Source organism: Rhodobacter sp. P2_H5, from assembly GCF_056403335.1.
On the sequence record NZ_JBFUFS010000002.1, the window covers coordinates 74,783 to 89,834 of the forward strand.

Sequence of the window (15,052 nt, forward strand, 5' to 3'; positions counted from 1 at the left end):
CACCCCGGATCAGGCTTTCAGCCAGCATTTCTGCAGGGCCTTGCCGTTCATCAGTTCCTGGTTGGCATCGCCATACCAGCCGCCGACGGTGTCGGAGACGGCCTCGACCCAGTCGTTGAACATCGGCACGATGACGCCGCCGGTGTCGCGCACCAGATGCGCCATTTCCGAATATTCGGCCTTGCGCTTGGCCGTATCCAGCTCGCCCCGGGCGGATTCCAGCAGTTCGTCGAACCGGGCGTTGACGAATTTGGTGTCGTTCCAGTCAGCTTTCGACTGATAGGCCGTCGAATACATCTGGTCCTGCACCGGACGCCCGCCCCAGTAGCTGGCGCAGAAGGGGGCGACGTTCCAGACGTTGGTCCAGTAGCCGTCATCGGGCTCCAGCTTCACGGTCAGCGGAATGCCCGCCGCATTGGCCGATTGCGCGAAAAGCTGGGCCGCTTCGACCGCACCCGGGAAAGCGCCCGGAGCAACCTGCAGCACGATGGGCGAGCCGTCGTGGCCGGACTTCTTGTAAGCCTCGGCTGCTGCCGCCGCATCGTATTCACGCTGCGGAATCGAGTCGTCGAACAGGGGATAGGCCGCGTTGATCGGGAAGTCGTTGCCCATCGAGCCAAGGCCGCCGAGGATCTTGTCCACCATCTCCTGCCGCTTGATCGACAGCTTCAGCGCCATCCGCAGGTCGTTGTTGTCGAAGGGCGGCTTGTTGCATTCCATGATGAAGACATAGTGGCCGCGACCGGCCGCCGATTTGATCGAGACGCCCGAGGCGCCTTTCAGAAGCTCGGCGATCTTGGGGTCAACCCGGTCGATCATCTGGACCTGACCCGACTGCAGGGCGGCGGTCCGGGCGGTGTTGTCGTTGATGATCAGGACTTCGACCTTGTCGGCATGGCCGCGCTCGGCATCCCAGTAATCGGCGAACTTCTCGAAGGAGCAGATGACACCCGGCTCGAAATTCGCAACCTTGTAGGGGCCGGTGCCGATGCCGGCCGCCGGATTGTCCACGCCGCCGCCGGGCTGGATCATCAGGTGGTAGTCGGCCATCAGGAAGGGCAGGTCGGCATTGGCGCTGGCGAGCGTCAGGGTGATGCTGTCGCCCTCGACCTTCATGTCGCTGATGCCCTTGACCACACCCAGCGCGCCAGACTTCGACTTCTCGTCGGTGTGGCGCTTCAGCGTGGCCAGCACGTCATCGGGGGTCATCTCGGCGCCGTTGTGGAACTTGACGCCCTTGCGGATCTTGAACTTCCACTGGGTCGCATCGGCATTGGCCGAGACTTCCTCGGCCAGGCGCATGATGATCTCGTTCTTCTCGCTGACCTCGACCAGGGTCTCACCCCAGGTGGAGTTGATCAGGAAGGGCGCGGGCGAGGCGGCCAGCGCCGGGTCCAGCGTGTCGGTGCTGTCACCGCCCTGCACACCGGCGCGCAGCGTGCCGCCCTTGACCGGGGTATCGGCATGGGCCGCGGTGGTCAGCAAAGCGCCCGCCATCGCGGCAGAGACGCCCAGCGCCCCGGCGCGGCGCACGAAATCCCGGCGGTTCATCCGACCGGCGGTGGCTTGGCTCAGAAGATGGCTCAGTTCGTTTGACATTCTCGTTCCCTGTCTGGTTTCCCGAGTGGTCGGGTTTTTCTTGATTGCTGGGTCAATAAAAGCGTGATTCGTCGTTTGGACCAAGGATTATTTCGCCCTTGGTCCGGTTCTTCAGACAAAACGCCGTGGTACGGCGTCGTCCCAATGGCGTTCGAACACCACCGTCTCGCCCTCCCAGGCGGTCAGGGTGGCTTTCATCCGCAGATGCGTGGCGGTGCAGGTCATCTCGGCATGGGCCTTGGTCCGCACGGCCCAATCGCCGCGCGACAGCCGTTGCTCCCAAACGTGGATCGCTTTGGCCGAGGTCGGATCGGCGGGAGAAATCTCCCACCGCTCGCTCATCGTCTCGCCGGTGATCAGGCCGTGGGTCAGGTTTTCCTTGTCGCCCAGATCATCCTCGACCACCAGGGCCTGCGTGCCGGTGATCAGGTCGCTCTCGATCCTGCGGGCCGATTTGGCCGGGCGTAAAACCTTGTGCGCCCAGGGGGTTGCGGTCTCAGCCGCCGGCGGAATCCATTCATTGGCAGAGCCCTGATGCACCGGCAGATCCAGCGATCCGCCCGTCACCGTCAAACTGCCCGCCTCCGGCGAGGGCCAGACAAAGGGCCAATAGCTGTTGGACAAAGCCAGCCGCAAGCGATGCCCCGGCGCCAGCCGGTAGGCCATCTGGTCAATGTCGAAGGCCACCTCAACCGCCTCACCCGGCACCATCGCCTTGGGCGTCTCGCGGCTCTCGCGGTGGCACAGATTGAACATGCCATGCGCAATCCGGACCGAGGCGCCATCCGGCGCCACATCACAAAGCCGCGCCACCACAAACCCCAGGGGCTTGTCCGAAGCCACCCGCAACCGCAGCCGCGCCGCCCCCAGCAAATCCAGCGGCGCAGTCAGAACCGCGCCGTCAAAGCACAGCGACATGGCATCATCGCCGCGCTGATCCCCCGGCATCTCGGCATTCAGCCCCATCGGAAAGAACTCTCCCGTGTGCATCCCCAGATGCTGCGGCGTCGCGATCACCCCGGCCAGCGGCGCGTTTTCATTCTGGCCCAAATATCCATTTTGGCCAGCCGGGCCTGCGCCCAGACCCAGAACCTGCCGCGCCACCCGGGGCGAGGGCCACGCCGCCTCGGCCACCCAATGCCCTTCGCGGTGCGCGGGGCTGGCATCCGGGGCTTCGGAATGGATCATATAGGCGCGATAGGCCGGGTCCTGCCCGGCGCCGTTGTCGATGCCTTTCAGCCAGCGGTCCCACCAGCGGATCGCCTCTTGCAGGAAGCCGATCCGCGGCCCTGGCACGGCGGTATGCGGATACTGGTGGACCCAGGGCCCGACGATCCCCTTCGATCCCGGCACGTTTTCGACAATCGCCGCAACCGTGTTCATGTAGTTGTCCGCCCAGCCACCCCAGCTGATCACTGGCACCGTCATCCGGCCGTAATCCTCGCAGATCGAGCCGTGTTTCCAATAGGCCGACCGCTCTTGCATCTCGGCCCAGCGCGGGGCAAGCCAGGGCTCGTTCTCCAGCCGGTCGAGCCACATCTCGCGCCAATCCGGGCGCAGCACCGGGTCCGGCGGGCGCGAGGAATAGGACAGCATCACCGCCCCCCAGCCGAAATTCTCGCCCAGAAGACAGCCACCCTTCCAGTGGATGTCGTCGGCGAAACGGTCGGTGGTCGAACAGACCGAGATCACGGCTTTCAGCGCCGGGGGTTGCAAATACGCCGTCTGCAGGCAGTTGAAGCCGCCCCAGCTTTTGCCCATCATCCCCACGGTGCCGCTGCACCAGGGCTGGGCGGCCAGCCAGGCAATCACCTCGACCGCGTCATCCATCTCCTGCTGGGTGTATTCATCCGCCATCAGGCCTTCGCTGTCGCCATTGCCGCGCATGTCGACGCGGATGCAGGCATAGCCATAACCCGCGACATAGGCATGCATCATCTCGTCGCGCGGCAGGGTGCCGTCGCGCTTGCGGTAGGGGATATATTCCAGCACCGCCGGAACCGGGTGCATCCCGGCATCTTCGGGCATCCAGACCCGGGCCGACAGACGGCAGCCGTCCGAGAGGACGATGCCCATGTCAGGCTCTTCCACGATGCGGTGGGGGAATTCGGTTCGCACGGTCAAGGGAGTCTCCATTGTTACCGGCATCAGGCGGCAGGATCGGCGGCGAACCCCGTCTTGATGCGGCACTTTGGTGTCTGATTGCGACAACCGTTTGTAGGCGAGCAAATTCTTCACTTGCCCAAGGCGCAAACACGCGCCACCCATGGTTGCACCTGCCCAAGTCAAGGTTTCCGACATGCAAAAGCGCCCCAATATCCTGATCCTGATGGTTGACCAGCTGACCGGCACTTTGTTCGCCGATGGCCCTGCCGACTTCCTTCATGCGCCCAATCTGCGCAAACTGGCCGCCCGTTCGGTGCGCTTTGGCAATGCCTATACGCCCTCGCCGCTTTGTGCCCCGGCGCGGGCGGCCTTCATGTCGGGCGCCCTGCCGCGCCGCACGCGGGTCTATGACAACGCCGCCGAATTCGCCTCGGATATCCCGACCTATGCCCACCACCTGCGCCGCGCCGGCTATCAGACCGCACTGTCGGGCAAGATGCATTTCGTCGGTCCCGACCAGCTGCATGGCTTTGAGCAGCGCCTGACGACCGACATCTACCCCGCCGACTTCGGCTGGACCCCGGATTACCGCAAACCGGGCGAGCGGATCGACTGGTGGTATCACAACCTCGGTTCCGTCACCGGGGCAGGGGTGGCCGAGATCACCAACCAGCTGGAATATGACGACGACGTGGCGCATCAGGCGGTGCAGAAGATCTATGACCTCTCACGCGGCCTCGACCCCCGCCCGTGGAGCCTGACAGTCTCCTTCACCCATCCGCATGATCCCTTCGTTGCCCGCCGCAAATACTGGGACCTCTACGAAGGCGTGCCGGAACTGGAGCCGCCCAGCCAGCTGACCTACGAGGCGATGGACCCGCATTCCAAACGCCTGATGGATGCCTGCGACTGGCGCGGGCTGGAGGTGACGGCCGAGCATATCCGCCGCGCCCGCCACGGCTATTTCGCCAATATCTCTTACGTCGACGACAAGATCGGCGAGGTGCTGGCCGCCTTGGAGGCTTCGCGGCAGGAAGCGATCGTGGTCTTCGTTTCCGACCATGGCGAGATGCTGGGCCGCAAGGGCCTGTGGTTCAAGATGAACTTCTTCGAAGGCTCGGCCCGGGTGCCGCTGATGATCGCCGCCCCCGGGCTGGAACCGCATCTGGAGGAGACCCCGGTTTCGACCATCGACGTGACGCCGACGCTCTGCGATCTGGCCGGGATCTCGATGGAGGAGGTCATGCCCTGGACCGATGGCGAAAGCCTGGTGCCCCTGGCCAAGGGGCAGGAGCGGACCAGCCCGGTCGCGATGGAATATGCCGCCGAAGGCTCGATCACGCCGATGGTCTGCCTGCGGCAGGGCGCCTGGAAATACATCCGCTGCAAGGCCGATCCCGACCTTCTGTTCGATCTGGCGCATGACCCCGAGGAGGAGACCAACCTCGCCGCCGACCCCCGCGCCGCTGAGATCCTGGCGCATTTCCAGCTTCTTGCGGAGGAGAAGTGGGACCTTGCCGCCTATGACAGCGAGGTGCGCCAAAGCCAGGCCCGGCGCTGGGTGGTCTATGAGGCCTTGCGCAACGGCAGCTACTACCCTTGGGATTACCAGCCGCTGCGCGCCGCCTCGGAACGTTACATGCGCAACCACATGGATCTGAACGTGCTGGAAGACAACAAGCGCTTCCCGCGCGGCGAATAAATCCAGCGGAGGCGGCAAGGTTTCTGCCGCCTCCGCTGTCGTTAGAGACGCACAAGCCAGTCCAGACCCTCGGCCGTGGTGGTCCGGGGACGGTATTCGCAACCGACGAAACCCTGAAATCCGATCGCATCGAGGTGGCGGAAGATCGCGTAATCATCCAGCTCGCCGCTGCCGGGCTCGTGGCGCAGAGGGACGGATGCGGTCTGGATATGGCCGATCAGGTCCTTCATGTCCCGCAGGGTGTTCATCACGTTTCCATGCATCAGCTGGCGATGGTAGATGTCGAACTGCAGGCGCAGGTTGGGCAGGGCCATCTCGGCAATCATGTCCGCGGCGGCGTTGAAATCGTTCAGGAAATAGCCGGGCACGTCGATCGGGTTCAAAGGCTCGATCAGGATCGTGAGCCCGAGCGGAGCAGCGGCCAGTGCGGCCTCGGTCAGGGCCTCGCGGTAGCGGGCGGCGTGGGGCGCGCTGCCTGAAGGGGCGATCCCGGCCATCAAATGCAGGCGCGGCACCGCCAGCACCTGCGCATAGTGCAGCGCCTGTGCCAGCCCTTCGGAGAACTCCGCCCGCCGCGCTTCAAATATGGACGTGCCGCGCTCGCCCGCCGCCCAGTCGCCGGGCGGCATGTTGAACAGCACGATCTCGACCCCGGCGGCTTTGGCCCGGGCGCGGATCTCCTCAGCGGGCCAGACATAGGGGAACAGGAACTCCACCGCGCTGAACCCGGCCTCCGCAGCGGCGGCGAAGCGGTCGAGGAAGGGCAGTTCGGTGAACATCATCGTCAGGTTGGCGGCAAAGCGCGGCATGGCGTTCCCCTTGGCTCAGGCGGTTTGCTTGACGGCGGGGAGGGCGACGCCCGCCACCTGCGCCAGAAGCCGCGCGACCGAGGCGTCATCGTCGCGCCCCATGCCCGAGGCCGCCGTCGCCACGAACATCTGCAGCGCGGTCGAGGCGAGGTTCAAGGGAAAGCTTTCCGCCAGCCCGATATTGGCGATGATGCCCAGATCCTTGGTGAAGATGTTGACCGCGCTGCGCGGGGCATAGTCGCCGTCGAGGATATGYGGCACCCGGTTTTCGAACATCCAGCTGTTGCCGGCTGACCCGGTGATCACCTCGTAGACCTTGGGTAGATCGAGGCCCAGATGGGCGGCGAAGGTCATCGCCTCGCAGGCGGCGGCAATGTGGACGCCGGCCAGCAGCTGGTTGACGATCTTGTAGGCCGCGCCAAGCCCCGCCGTGTCGCCCAGGTGATGGACCTTGGCGGCAATGGCATCCAGCACCGGGGCGGCCTTGGTGAAGGCCGCTTCCGGGCCCGAAGCCATGACGGTGATCTGCCCCTCGGCGGCACGAACCGACCCGCCGCTGATTGGCGCATCAAGGTAGAGAAAGCCCGCCGCCTCGGCCCGCGCCGCCAGCTGGCGTGCGGCATCCGGCGCCATCGTGGCCGAGGACAGGATCACCGACCCCGCCGGAAGCGTGCTCGCCGCGCCTTCCGGCCCGAAAAGCGCCGCCTCGGTCTGGGCCGCGTTCACCACCATCAGGATGAGGACCGAGGCGCCCGCGGCGGCCTCGGCCGGGGTTGGCACCGCCGTGCCTCCCGCTGCGGCAAAGCTCTCGCGTTGGGCGTGGTTCAGATCGCAACCGGCGCACTCGAAACCCGCCCGCAAAAGCGACGTCGCCGCCCCCATTCCCATCGACCCCAGGCCTATGACCCCGACACGCTGCATGGCATTCCCCTCTGGCTCCGCGCCGAATGACAGCGCTGTCATCGGAGTGATATACAGCCTTGCAGCTCTGACGCAAGGCTGTATGTTATCGCTGTCATTCCTGCCGTGGAGCCTGTTCTTGTCCAGCCCGACCACCCTGCGCGATGTCGCCCGCCTGGCCGAGGTCAGCGAGATCACCGTGTCGCGCGTTCTGCGCGGGTTGGAGGGCATCCGCCCTGATACCCGCGCCCGGGTGTTGGAGGCGGTGCAGCGCACCGGCTATGTCGCCAACCGGCTGGCGGGCAGCCTGTCTTCGGCGCGGTCGAACCTGGTGGGGGTGGTGCTGCCTTCGCTATCGAACAACGTCTTTCCCGAGGTCATCGCCGGCGTCAGCGCAGCCCTGGCGCAATCGGGTTTTGAACTGGTCGTAGGCGTCAGCGATTATGACCTCGGTGCCGAGGAGGCGGTCGTTCGTTCGATGCTGGCCTGGAAGCCGGCGGCGATGATCCTGACAGGCTTGGATCACAGCGCGGCCACGGTGCGGCTGGTGGCCGATGCCGGGGTGCGCGTGGTCGAGATCATGGACACCGGCGGGCGGCCCATCGACACGGCGGTCGGCTTTTCGCATCGGGCGGCGGGGGCGGCCACGGTGCGCCATCTGGTCGGGCGCGGCTATCGCCGCTTTGGCTTTGTCGGCCACGACCTGACCCGCGACCGCCGCGCCGCGCTGCGGCTGGAGGGGATGACGGAAGCCCTGCAGATGGCCGGCCTCGCGGCCCCGCGCCTGCATCTGACCGGCGGGCCAAGCTCGGTGCAGGGCGGGCGGCAGGGGCTGGCGGCGCTTCTGGCCGAAGGCGCCGCTTGCGATGTGGTGATCTTTTCGAATGACGACATGGCGGTGGGCGGGGTCTTCCATTGCCTCGCCGCCGGCCTCCGGATGCCTCAGGATCTGGCGCTCTTCGGCTTCAACGGGCTGGAGGTGGGCCAGGCCCTGCCGCAGCCCCTGTCCACCCTGCGTTCGGACCGCACGCGGATTGGGGCGCTGGCGGTGCAGGCGATCCTCGCCCCGCCGCCCGCGACCGAGGCCGCGCGGCTGGTCGAGACCGGGTTCGAGATCCTGCCGGGCGCCACCGCCTGAGATGCGCAGCAAGAAGGGGCGAGAATGTTCATAGGTGCCATTGCCGATGATCTGACCGGGGCGACCGACCTGTCCCTGATGCTGGCGCGCAGCGGGATGCGGGTGATCCAGATTGCCGGCATTCCTGAAAGCACGGCGGATTTCGGCGATGCCGAAGCGGTGGTTGTAGCGTTGAAATCGCGGACCATCCCGGCGGCGGAAGCGGTGGCGCAATCGCTGGCTGCGGCGCGCATCCTGCTGCAGGCGGGGGCGGCGCAGTTCTTCTTCAAATACTGCTCGACCTTCGATTCCACCGATGAGGGCAACATCGGCCCGGTGACCGAGGCGCTGATGGCGCTTCTGGACGTGCCTTTCACCATCGCCTGCCCGGCTTTTCCGGCCAATGGCCGCAGGGTTTATCGCGGGCATCTGTTCGTGGGCGACCAGCTGTTGTCCGACAGCAGCATGAAGGACCACCCGCTGACCCCGATGCGCGATGCCAATCTGGTCAGGGTCTTGCAGCGGCAGATCGCGCAGCCGGTCTCGCTGATCGCGCAGGAGGTGGTGGCTGGCCCCGCCGCAGGTCTGGAGGCCCGCTTTGCCGAAGGGTGCGGCATCGCGATCGTCGATGCGATTTCGGACGATGACCTGATGCGGATCGGCCATGCGGCGCGCGGATTGCGGCTGGTGACCGGCGGGTCGGGCGTGGCGCTGGGTCTGCCTGCGAACCATTTGCCGCCCGACCGTGCACCGGGCGCGCCGCCTCTGCCGGTGCCGGCGGGACGGGCGGTGGTGCTGGCCGGGTCCTGCTCGGCCGCGACGCGGGGGCAGGTGGCCGTGGCCATCGCCGCCGGAATGCCCGCGCTGCGACTGGACGCGATGGAGATTGCCGCGGGCCGGATGAGCGTGACGCAGGCGCGGGATTTCGTTCTGGCCCAAAGCGACCCCCTGCCGCCCCTGGTCTATTCCAGCGCCGACCCCGCGATCATTGCCCAAGTGCAAGACGCGCTTGGCCGGGATCGGGCGGGCGGCTTGGTCGAGCATTTTCTGGCCGAACTGGCCGAAAGCCTTGCCGCTCAAGGCTTCAACCGGTTTCTGGTCGCGGGGGGCGAAACCTCGGGGGCGGTGGTTGCCGGCCTTGGCGTGCGGCGGCTGGAGATCGGCGCCGAGATCGACCCCGGCGTACCCTGGACCCGCGCCCATGGCAGGGGAGGGCCGCTGGCGCTCGCCCTGAAGTCGGGCAATTTCGGCGCTGAGGATTTCTTCCTGAAAGCATGGAGGCTTCTGCCATGACCGGCATCCTTTCCGAGGCCACGCGGACCCGCGACGAGATCGTCGCCGTGGGCCGCTCGCTGTTCGACCGCAGGCTGACGGCGGGGTCGACCGGCAATATCTCGGTCCGGCTGGGCGATGGCAGCCTGTTGATGACGCCGACCAATGCCTGCCTGGGAGAGCTGGACCCGGCCCGGCTTTCCCTGCTGGATGCCGAGGGCCACCACCTGTCGGGCGACAAGCCGACGAAAGAGGCCTTTCTGCACAGCTGTCTGTACTGCCGCAGACCCTCGGCCCATGCGGTGGTGCACCTGCATTCGACGCATTCGGTCGCGGTCAGCATTCTGGCCGACACTGACCCGAGCGACGTGTTGCCACCCCTGACCGCCTATTACGTCATGCGGGTCGGGCGCTTGCCGTTGATCCCCTATCACCCGCCGGGCGACCCGGCTTTGGCGCTGGCGGTCGAGGCGCACGCCGCCTCCCATCATGCGATGCTTCTGGCCAATCACGGCCCGGTCGTGGCCGGCACCACCCTGCGCGAGGCGCAATATGCGACCGAGGAGCTGGAGGAGACCGCCAAACTGTTCCTGATGCTCGCAGGCCGCGCCATCCGCCCGCTGACCGCCGCACAGGCCGCCGCCCTGCGCAAGTGACGCAAGGGGCCGCAGCCCGAGGCGTCACTCCGGCTGGGCGCGGGTGCGGCCGTTCAGCTGGTCGTCCAGCCTGTTCTTGACCTCCAGCAGCATCGGGCCGATCTTTTCCAGGCAAACGCTGCGCGGCAGGATGTCCACGATCCCGCCGCAGGTCAGCGCCACGACGGGAGAGCCGTCACTGGGGCGGAAGCAGACGCCGACGGCGTTGATATAGCTGTACCACGTGCCGAACACGCCGATGAAACCGCGGGTTGCCAGGTCCTGCACCGCCTCGGCCAGAACGCTGCGGGTCTGGGCCTCATGCGTGGGGTCTGCCGCGACGATCTCTTCCAGAAGCTTCGCCCGTTGCTCTTCGGCGGCGCCGGCCAGCCAGGCGATGCCCATCGCCGTGCGCCCCATCGGAATGCGCGAGCCGATGTTCAGCCGCAAGGAGACCGGGGCCATCGACCGGCAATTGGCCACATAGACCATGTCCAGCCCGTCGCGCATGCCGATCGCCACCGCAGCGCCGGTTTCGTCGGCCAGCTGCTGGATCAGGGGCTGTGCCATGGCCACCACGGCGCTGGAGCTGAGCGCGGAATAGCCCAGCGACACCGTGGCCGGCCCGATGCTGTAGCGCCCCAGGGCGGTGTCGTAATGCAGATAGCCCAGCCCGACGAGCGAGGATGTCAGGCGCGACACCGTGGCCTTGGGCAGCCCGGTACGGTCGATCAGGTCCTGGTTGCCCAGCGTCGTGTCGCTGGCGCTGAAGGCGCGCAGGATGTCGAGACCGCGTGTCAGAGAGGCCGCAGGGCTGGAGGCATCCGCGTCATCGCTGCCATCGGCGGGCTTGTTTCGTTTACGCATCGCTCATTCCTTCAGCTTTACCTTGCCTGCCCCGTCACCGCATTTTTAAAATCAGAACAAAATTTCATTTATGTTGACGGCGCCGGGCAAGCTTGTCAATGATTGTCCAAAGCGCGCCCGTTTCCATCCGACTGTCCCGACCAAGGCAGTACCTTCAGGAGCCTTGCCCGTGATCCGCTATATCCTGCGCCGCCTGTTTGCCATACCCTTCCTTGTGCTCGGGATCGTCACCCTGGCCTTCCTGTTGACCACTGTGGTCAAGGGCGATCCGCTCAGCGCCATCGTCTCCGAACGCCAGATGAACAACCCCGAGGTGGTCGCGGCGGCCAAGGCGCGCTGGGGTTTGGACAAGAGCCTGCCGGAACGCTACGCGATTTATGTCACCAATCTGGTGCGGGGCGACATGGGGACCTCCTTCATCACCCGGCGCCCGGTGGCGCAGGATGTGCTCTACCGCCTGCCCGCCACGATGGAGCTGGTGCTGGCCGCCATGGTCTTCGGCTCGGTCCTTGGCGTGTCCCTCGGCGTGCTGGCCGCCTATTACCGCAACACGGCGGTGGACCATGTGGCCCGTCTGGTGGCGCTGTTCGGGTCATCTATCCCGGTGTTCTGGCTGGGCCTTGCGCTGCTTTATGTGATGTCAGTGAAATTCGGGGTCTTGCCCGGTCCGGGGCGGGTGGATGCCCGCGCGGCGCTGCCGCCCTCGGTCACCGGGCTTCTGACCATCGACACGCTTCTGGCGGGCGATTTCAAGCTGTTCGTCGATGCGCTCTGGCATCTCCTTTTACCAGCCTTCGTGCTGGGCTGGTCCGTCGCGGGCACCATCTCGCGCCTTGTGCGGGCCAATATGCTGGAGGTTCTGGGCCGTGAGTTCATCCTGACGGCGCGCGCCAAAGGCGCGGGAGAGTTCCGTGTCGTCGTCCGCCACGCGCTTCTGAACACGCTGGTGCCGACGCTGACGGTGATCGGCTATTCCTTTGCCTATCTCCTGACCGGGGCCGTCCTGACCGAGACGATCTTCTCCTGGCCCGGCATGGGGTCCTATGCGGTGGAGGCGGCGCGGGGCCTGGATTTCCCGGCGATCATCGGGGTGACCATCGTGGGCGGGGTGATTTTCCTTCTGACCAACCTGATCACCGACATCGCCTATGTTTTCGTCAATCCGCGCGTCAGGTTGGGGTGATCTGATGACCTCTGTTCCCGCTCCGCGCCTGCGCCGCTTCCAACGTCCGCGCTGGCTTTCCCTGCCGATGGCGATTGGCCTTGCGATGATCCTGTTCTGGCTTCTGGCCACGGTCGCAGCGCCGGTGATGAGCACCTATGACCCGCTGGACATGGTGGCCCGCCGCCTGCAGGCGCCAAGCTGGGCGCATTGGCTGGGCACCGATGCCCTGGGGCGTGACGTCTACACCCGCACGATTTACGGCGCGCAGCATTCCCTGCCCATTGCGGCGATCGTGGTGGCGGCGGCGGTCAGCATCGGGGCCTTTCTGGGCGCAATCTCGGGCTTTGTCGGGGGCTTTGTCGGTTCCGCCATCATGCGGCTGGTCGATGTGACCCTGGCCTTTCCGCCGATGCTGCTGGCCATGGCGGTCGCAGCCTCGCTCGGGCCGGGCCTCGGCAATGCGGCGGTGGCGATGGTGATCGTCTGGTGGCCGGTCTATGCCCGCCTGATGCGCGCCCAGGTGCTGGAGGTGCGCGAGCGCGAACATGTCGAGGCGGCGGTGGCCGCCGGTGCCGGACGGGCCCGGGTTCTGTTCCGCCATATCCTGCCCTTGTGCTGGACCCCGGTCCTGATCAGCGCGACGATGGATCTGGGGCAGGTGATCCTGCTTGCGGCCTCCCTGTCCTTCATCGGGCTTGGCGCCACGCCGCCGACGCCGGAATGGGGCTCGATGATCTCGGACGGGGCCTCGCAGTTCTATTCCTGGTGGATCGCCCTGGGGCCGGGTCTGGCGATCCTCACCGTGGTTCTGGGATTCAACTTCATCGGCGACGGCCTGCATGATTACTTCGACCCGAGGTCCAAATGACCACAGAACCGCTGTTTGAAGTGCGCGACCTGCGCGTGGGGTTTGGCCGGGGCGGGGTTTATGCCGATGCGGTGCGCGGGATCAGCCTGCATGTGAACCCCGGCGAAGTACTTGGGATCGTGGGGGAATCCGGCTCGGGCAAGTCGGTGGGCATGCTCGCGTCGATCGGGTTGCAGCCGGAAGGCGCGCGGGTCACCGGATCGGTGCGCTTTCGCGGGCAGGAACTGGTCGGCATGTCGCGGCGCGAGTTGCAGCGCCTGCGCGGGTCACGGATCGCGATGATCTTTCAGGACCCTCTGTCCTCGCTCAACCCGGTGATGACCGTGGGCGCGCAGATTGCCGAGGCGGTGCGGCTACACAATCCCGACCTGTCGAAGAAGGCGGCCTTTGACCGCGCCAAGGACCTGCTGGCGCTGGTCGCGATCCCGCAGCCCGACCGGCGCTTGCACCAGTATCCGCATGAGTTTTCTGGCGGGATGCGCCAAAGGGTGATGATCGCGATGGCGGTGGCCAATGACCCCGACCTTCTGATCGCGGACGAGCCTACGACCGCGCTGGACGTGACGGTTCAGGCGCAGATCATGGAGGTTCTGGCCGATCTGCAGCAGCGCCTGAACCTCGGCCTGATCCTGATCACCCATGACCTTGGCGTGCTCGCCGGTCATGCCGACCGGGTGGCCGTGGTCTATTCCGGCCAGATCGTCGAGGAGGCCGGGGTGGATGACCTCTTCGCCCGCCCGAACCATCCCTACACCCGCGGGCTGATCGCCTCGATCCCCAACATGGCGCTGCAAAGCGAGCGGCTTTATTCCATCGAAGGCACGCCGCCCGCCCTGGGCAAAGTGCCCAGCGGCTGCGCCTTCCATCCGCGCTGCGCCCAGGCGCAGGACATCTGCCGCGCGCTGGCGCCGCCGGTGCATGTCACCGGACTGCACCGCGCCGCCTGTCATTTTGCCGAAGGCACCGTGGAGGCCGCACTATGACCGACATGACCCCGATCCTTTCGGTCCGCGATGTGGTCAAGCGCTTTCCCGTCAAGGGTGGCATCCTGATCGAGCGGGATGTCGGCCATGTGAACGCGGTGGCCGGCGTCTCCTTCGACGTGGCGGAGGGCGAGACCCTGGGGCTGGTCGGCGAATCCGGCTGTGGCAAATCCACCCTTGGCCGCTGTCTTCTGCGCCTGATCGAGCCGACCAGTGGCCAGACCCTCTACCGCGGCAAGGATATCAACCTGGCCCCGCCGGAGGAGATGCGCCAGCTGCGCCGCAAGATCCAGCTGGTGTTTCAGGACCCCTATGCCTCGCTCCATCCCCGCATGCGGATATCCGAGAACATCGCCGAGCCCTTGCGGATCAGCGACCTATCGCACGACGCGCGCAAGGCGCGGGTGGCCGAGATGCTGGAACTGGTCAGCCTCAACCCCGAACACGGGTTGCGCTATCCGCATGAGCTGTCGGGCGGGCAACGCCAGCGCGTCGCCATCGCAAGGGCGCTGGCGCTGAAGCCGGATGTTCTGGTGCTGGATGAACCGGTCTCGGCGCTGGACGTCTCGGTTCAGGCGGGGGTTCTGAACCTGCTGAAAGACGTGCAGCGCGACTATGGCACGGCCTTCCTTTTCATCGCGCATGACCTGTCAGTGGTGCAGCACATCAGCGACCGGGTCGCGGTGATGTATCTGGGCAAGATTGTCGAGATCGCGCCCAAGGCCGCGCTTTATGGCTCGCCCATGCATCCTTACACGCAAGCCTTGATGTCAGCGGTGCCTCTGGCCGACCCGCCGAGAGAGCGGGCGCGGACACGGATCGTGCTGAAAGGCGATGTGCCCAGCCCGATGAACCCGCCGTCCGGTTGTCATTTCCGGACCCGCTGCCCGATTGCCACCGCCCGCTGTGCCGAGGAGGCGCCGGTTCTGACCGAACTGGCGAGCGGCCATTCGGTGTCTTGCCATTACCCCGCTGCCGTCGCGACGGGACTGACTGCCCACGGCTGAGCCGCGGGATCGAGGGAGGATA

13 protein-coding genes are annotated in these 15,052 nt (G+C 66.2%); 8 read left to right on the top strand and 5 right to left on the bottom strand.

The window, feature by feature from the left end; genetic code table 11:
• Window positions 1-9: 9 nt before the first annotated feature.
• Together AC1DVR_RS02560 and AC1DVR_RS02565 are read right to left on the bottom strand one after the other, a co-directional pair.
• Complete coding sequence (locus AC1DVR_RS02560) at window positions 10-1,599, bottom strand: ABC transporter substrate-binding protein (protein WP_477998950.1); 1,590 nt, start codon at window positions 1,597-1,599, stop codon at window positions 10-12.
• 111 nt (window positions 1,600-1,710) lie between these two features.
• Entirely contained in the window at window positions 1,711-3,717 is a 2,007-nt protein-coding gene (locus tag AC1DVR_RS02565; RefSeq protein ID WP_477999288.1) for a CocE/NonD family hydrolase, read from the bottom strand.
• A 181-nt stretch (window positions 3,718-3,898) separates the two neighbouring features.
• Between AC1DVR_RS02565 and betC the strand changes: the two genes are divergently transcribed.
• Complete coding sequence (gene betC, locus AC1DVR_RS02570) at window positions 3,899-5,407, top strand: choline-sulfatase (protein ID WP_477998951.1); 1,509 nt, start codon at window positions 3,899-3,901, stop codon at window positions 5,405-5,407.
• A gap of 41 nt (window positions 5,408-5,448) precedes the next feature.
• Here betC and otnI read toward each other — a convergent pair whose 3' ends face one another.
• Together otnI and ltnD are read right to left on the bottom strand one after the other, a co-directional pair.
• Window positions 5,449-6,216, bottom strand: a complete 768-nt coding sequence (otnI, locus tag AC1DVR_RS02575) for a 2-oxo-tetronate isomerase (protein WP_477998952.1) — start codon at window positions 6,214-6,216, stop codon at window positions 5,449-5,451.
• A gap of 15 nt (window positions 6,217-6,231) precedes the next feature.
• Window positions 6,232-7,137 (bottom strand): L-threonate dehydrogenase, encoded by a 906-nt coding sequence (gene ltnD / locus AC1DVR_RS02580; protein ID WP_477998953.1) that lies wholly within the window; start codon window positions 7,135-7,137, stop codon window positions 6,232-6,234.
• Between the two features lie 118 nt (window positions 7,138-7,255).
• Here ltnD and AC1DVR_RS02585 point away from each other — a divergent pair, with 118 nt between their 5' ends.
• The 3 genes from AC1DVR_RS02585 to otnC are packed head-to-tail and all read left to right on the top strand — an operon-like array spanning window position 7,256 to window position 10,161.
• Entirely contained in the window at window positions 7,256-8,254 is a 999-nt protein-coding gene (locus AC1DVR_RS02585; protein WP_477998954.1) for a LacI family DNA-binding transcriptional regulator, read from the top strand.
• Window positions 8,255-8,278: 24 nt separating this feature from the next.
• A complete protein-coding gene (gene otnK / locus AC1DVR_RS02590) occupies window positions 8,279-9,526 on the top strand; it encodes a 3-oxo-tetronate kinase (RefSeq protein ID WP_477998955.1) in 1,248 nt (415 codons plus the stop codon).
• Window positions 9,523-10,161 carry a 3-oxo-tetronate 4-phosphate decarboxylase gene (gene otnC, locus AC1DVR_RS02595; RefSeq protein WP_477998956.1) on the top strand — a complete coding sequence of 213 codons (639 nt, stop codon included), beginning with the start codon at window positions 9,523-9,525 and terminating at the stop codon, window positions 10,159-10,161. The genes otnK and otnC overlap by 4 nt, the downstream gene beginning before the upstream one ends.
• A gap of 24 nt (window positions 10,162-10,185) precedes the next feature.
• On the opposite strand, the gene AC1DVR_RS02600 is transcribed toward otnC, so the two are convergent.
• Window positions 10,186-11,007 carry an IclR family transcriptional regulator gene (locus tag AC1DVR_RS02600; RefSeq protein ID WP_477998957.1) on the bottom strand — a complete coding sequence of 274 codons (822 nt, stop codon included), beginning with the start codon at window positions 11,005-11,007 and terminating at the stop codon, window positions 10,186-10,188.
• Window positions 11,008-11,176: 169 nt separating this feature from the next.
• Here AC1DVR_RS02600 and AC1DVR_RS02605 point away from each other — a divergent pair, with 169 nt between their 5' ends.
• Genes AC1DVR_RS02605 through AC1DVR_RS02620 form a run of 4 tightly spaced genes read left to right on the top strand, consistent with a single transcriptional unit; the run spans window position 11,177 to window position 15,030 of the window.
• A complete protein-coding gene (locus tag AC1DVR_RS02605) occupies window positions 11,177-12,190 on the top strand; it encodes an ABC transporter permease (protein ID WP_477998958.1) in 1,014 nt (337 codons plus the stop codon).
• A gap of 4 nt (window positions 12,191-12,194) precedes the next feature.
• On the top strand, window positions 12,195-13,040 hold the full coding sequence (locus AC1DVR_RS02610; RefSeq protein WP_477998959.1) for an ABC transporter permease: 846 nt from the start codon (window positions 12,195-12,197) through the stop codon (window positions 13,038-13,040).
• Window positions 13,037-14,023 carry an ABC transporter ATP-binding protein gene (locus AC1DVR_RS02615; protein ID WP_477998960.1) on the top strand — a complete coding sequence of 329 codons (987 nt, stop codon included), beginning with the start codon at window positions 13,037-13,039 and terminating at the stop codon, window positions 14,021-14,023. Before AC1DVR_RS02610 ends, AC1DVR_RS02615 begins: the two co-directional genes overlap by 4 nt.
• On the top strand, window positions 14,020-15,030 hold the full coding sequence (locus AC1DVR_RS02620) for an ABC transporter ATP-binding protein (RefSeq protein WP_477998961.1): 1,011 nt from the start codon (window positions 14,020-14,022) through the stop codon (window positions 15,028-15,030). The genes AC1DVR_RS02615 and AC1DVR_RS02620 overlap by 4 nt, the downstream gene beginning before the upstream one ends.
• The last annotated feature ends 22 nt before the right edge of the window (window positions 15,031-15,052 follow it).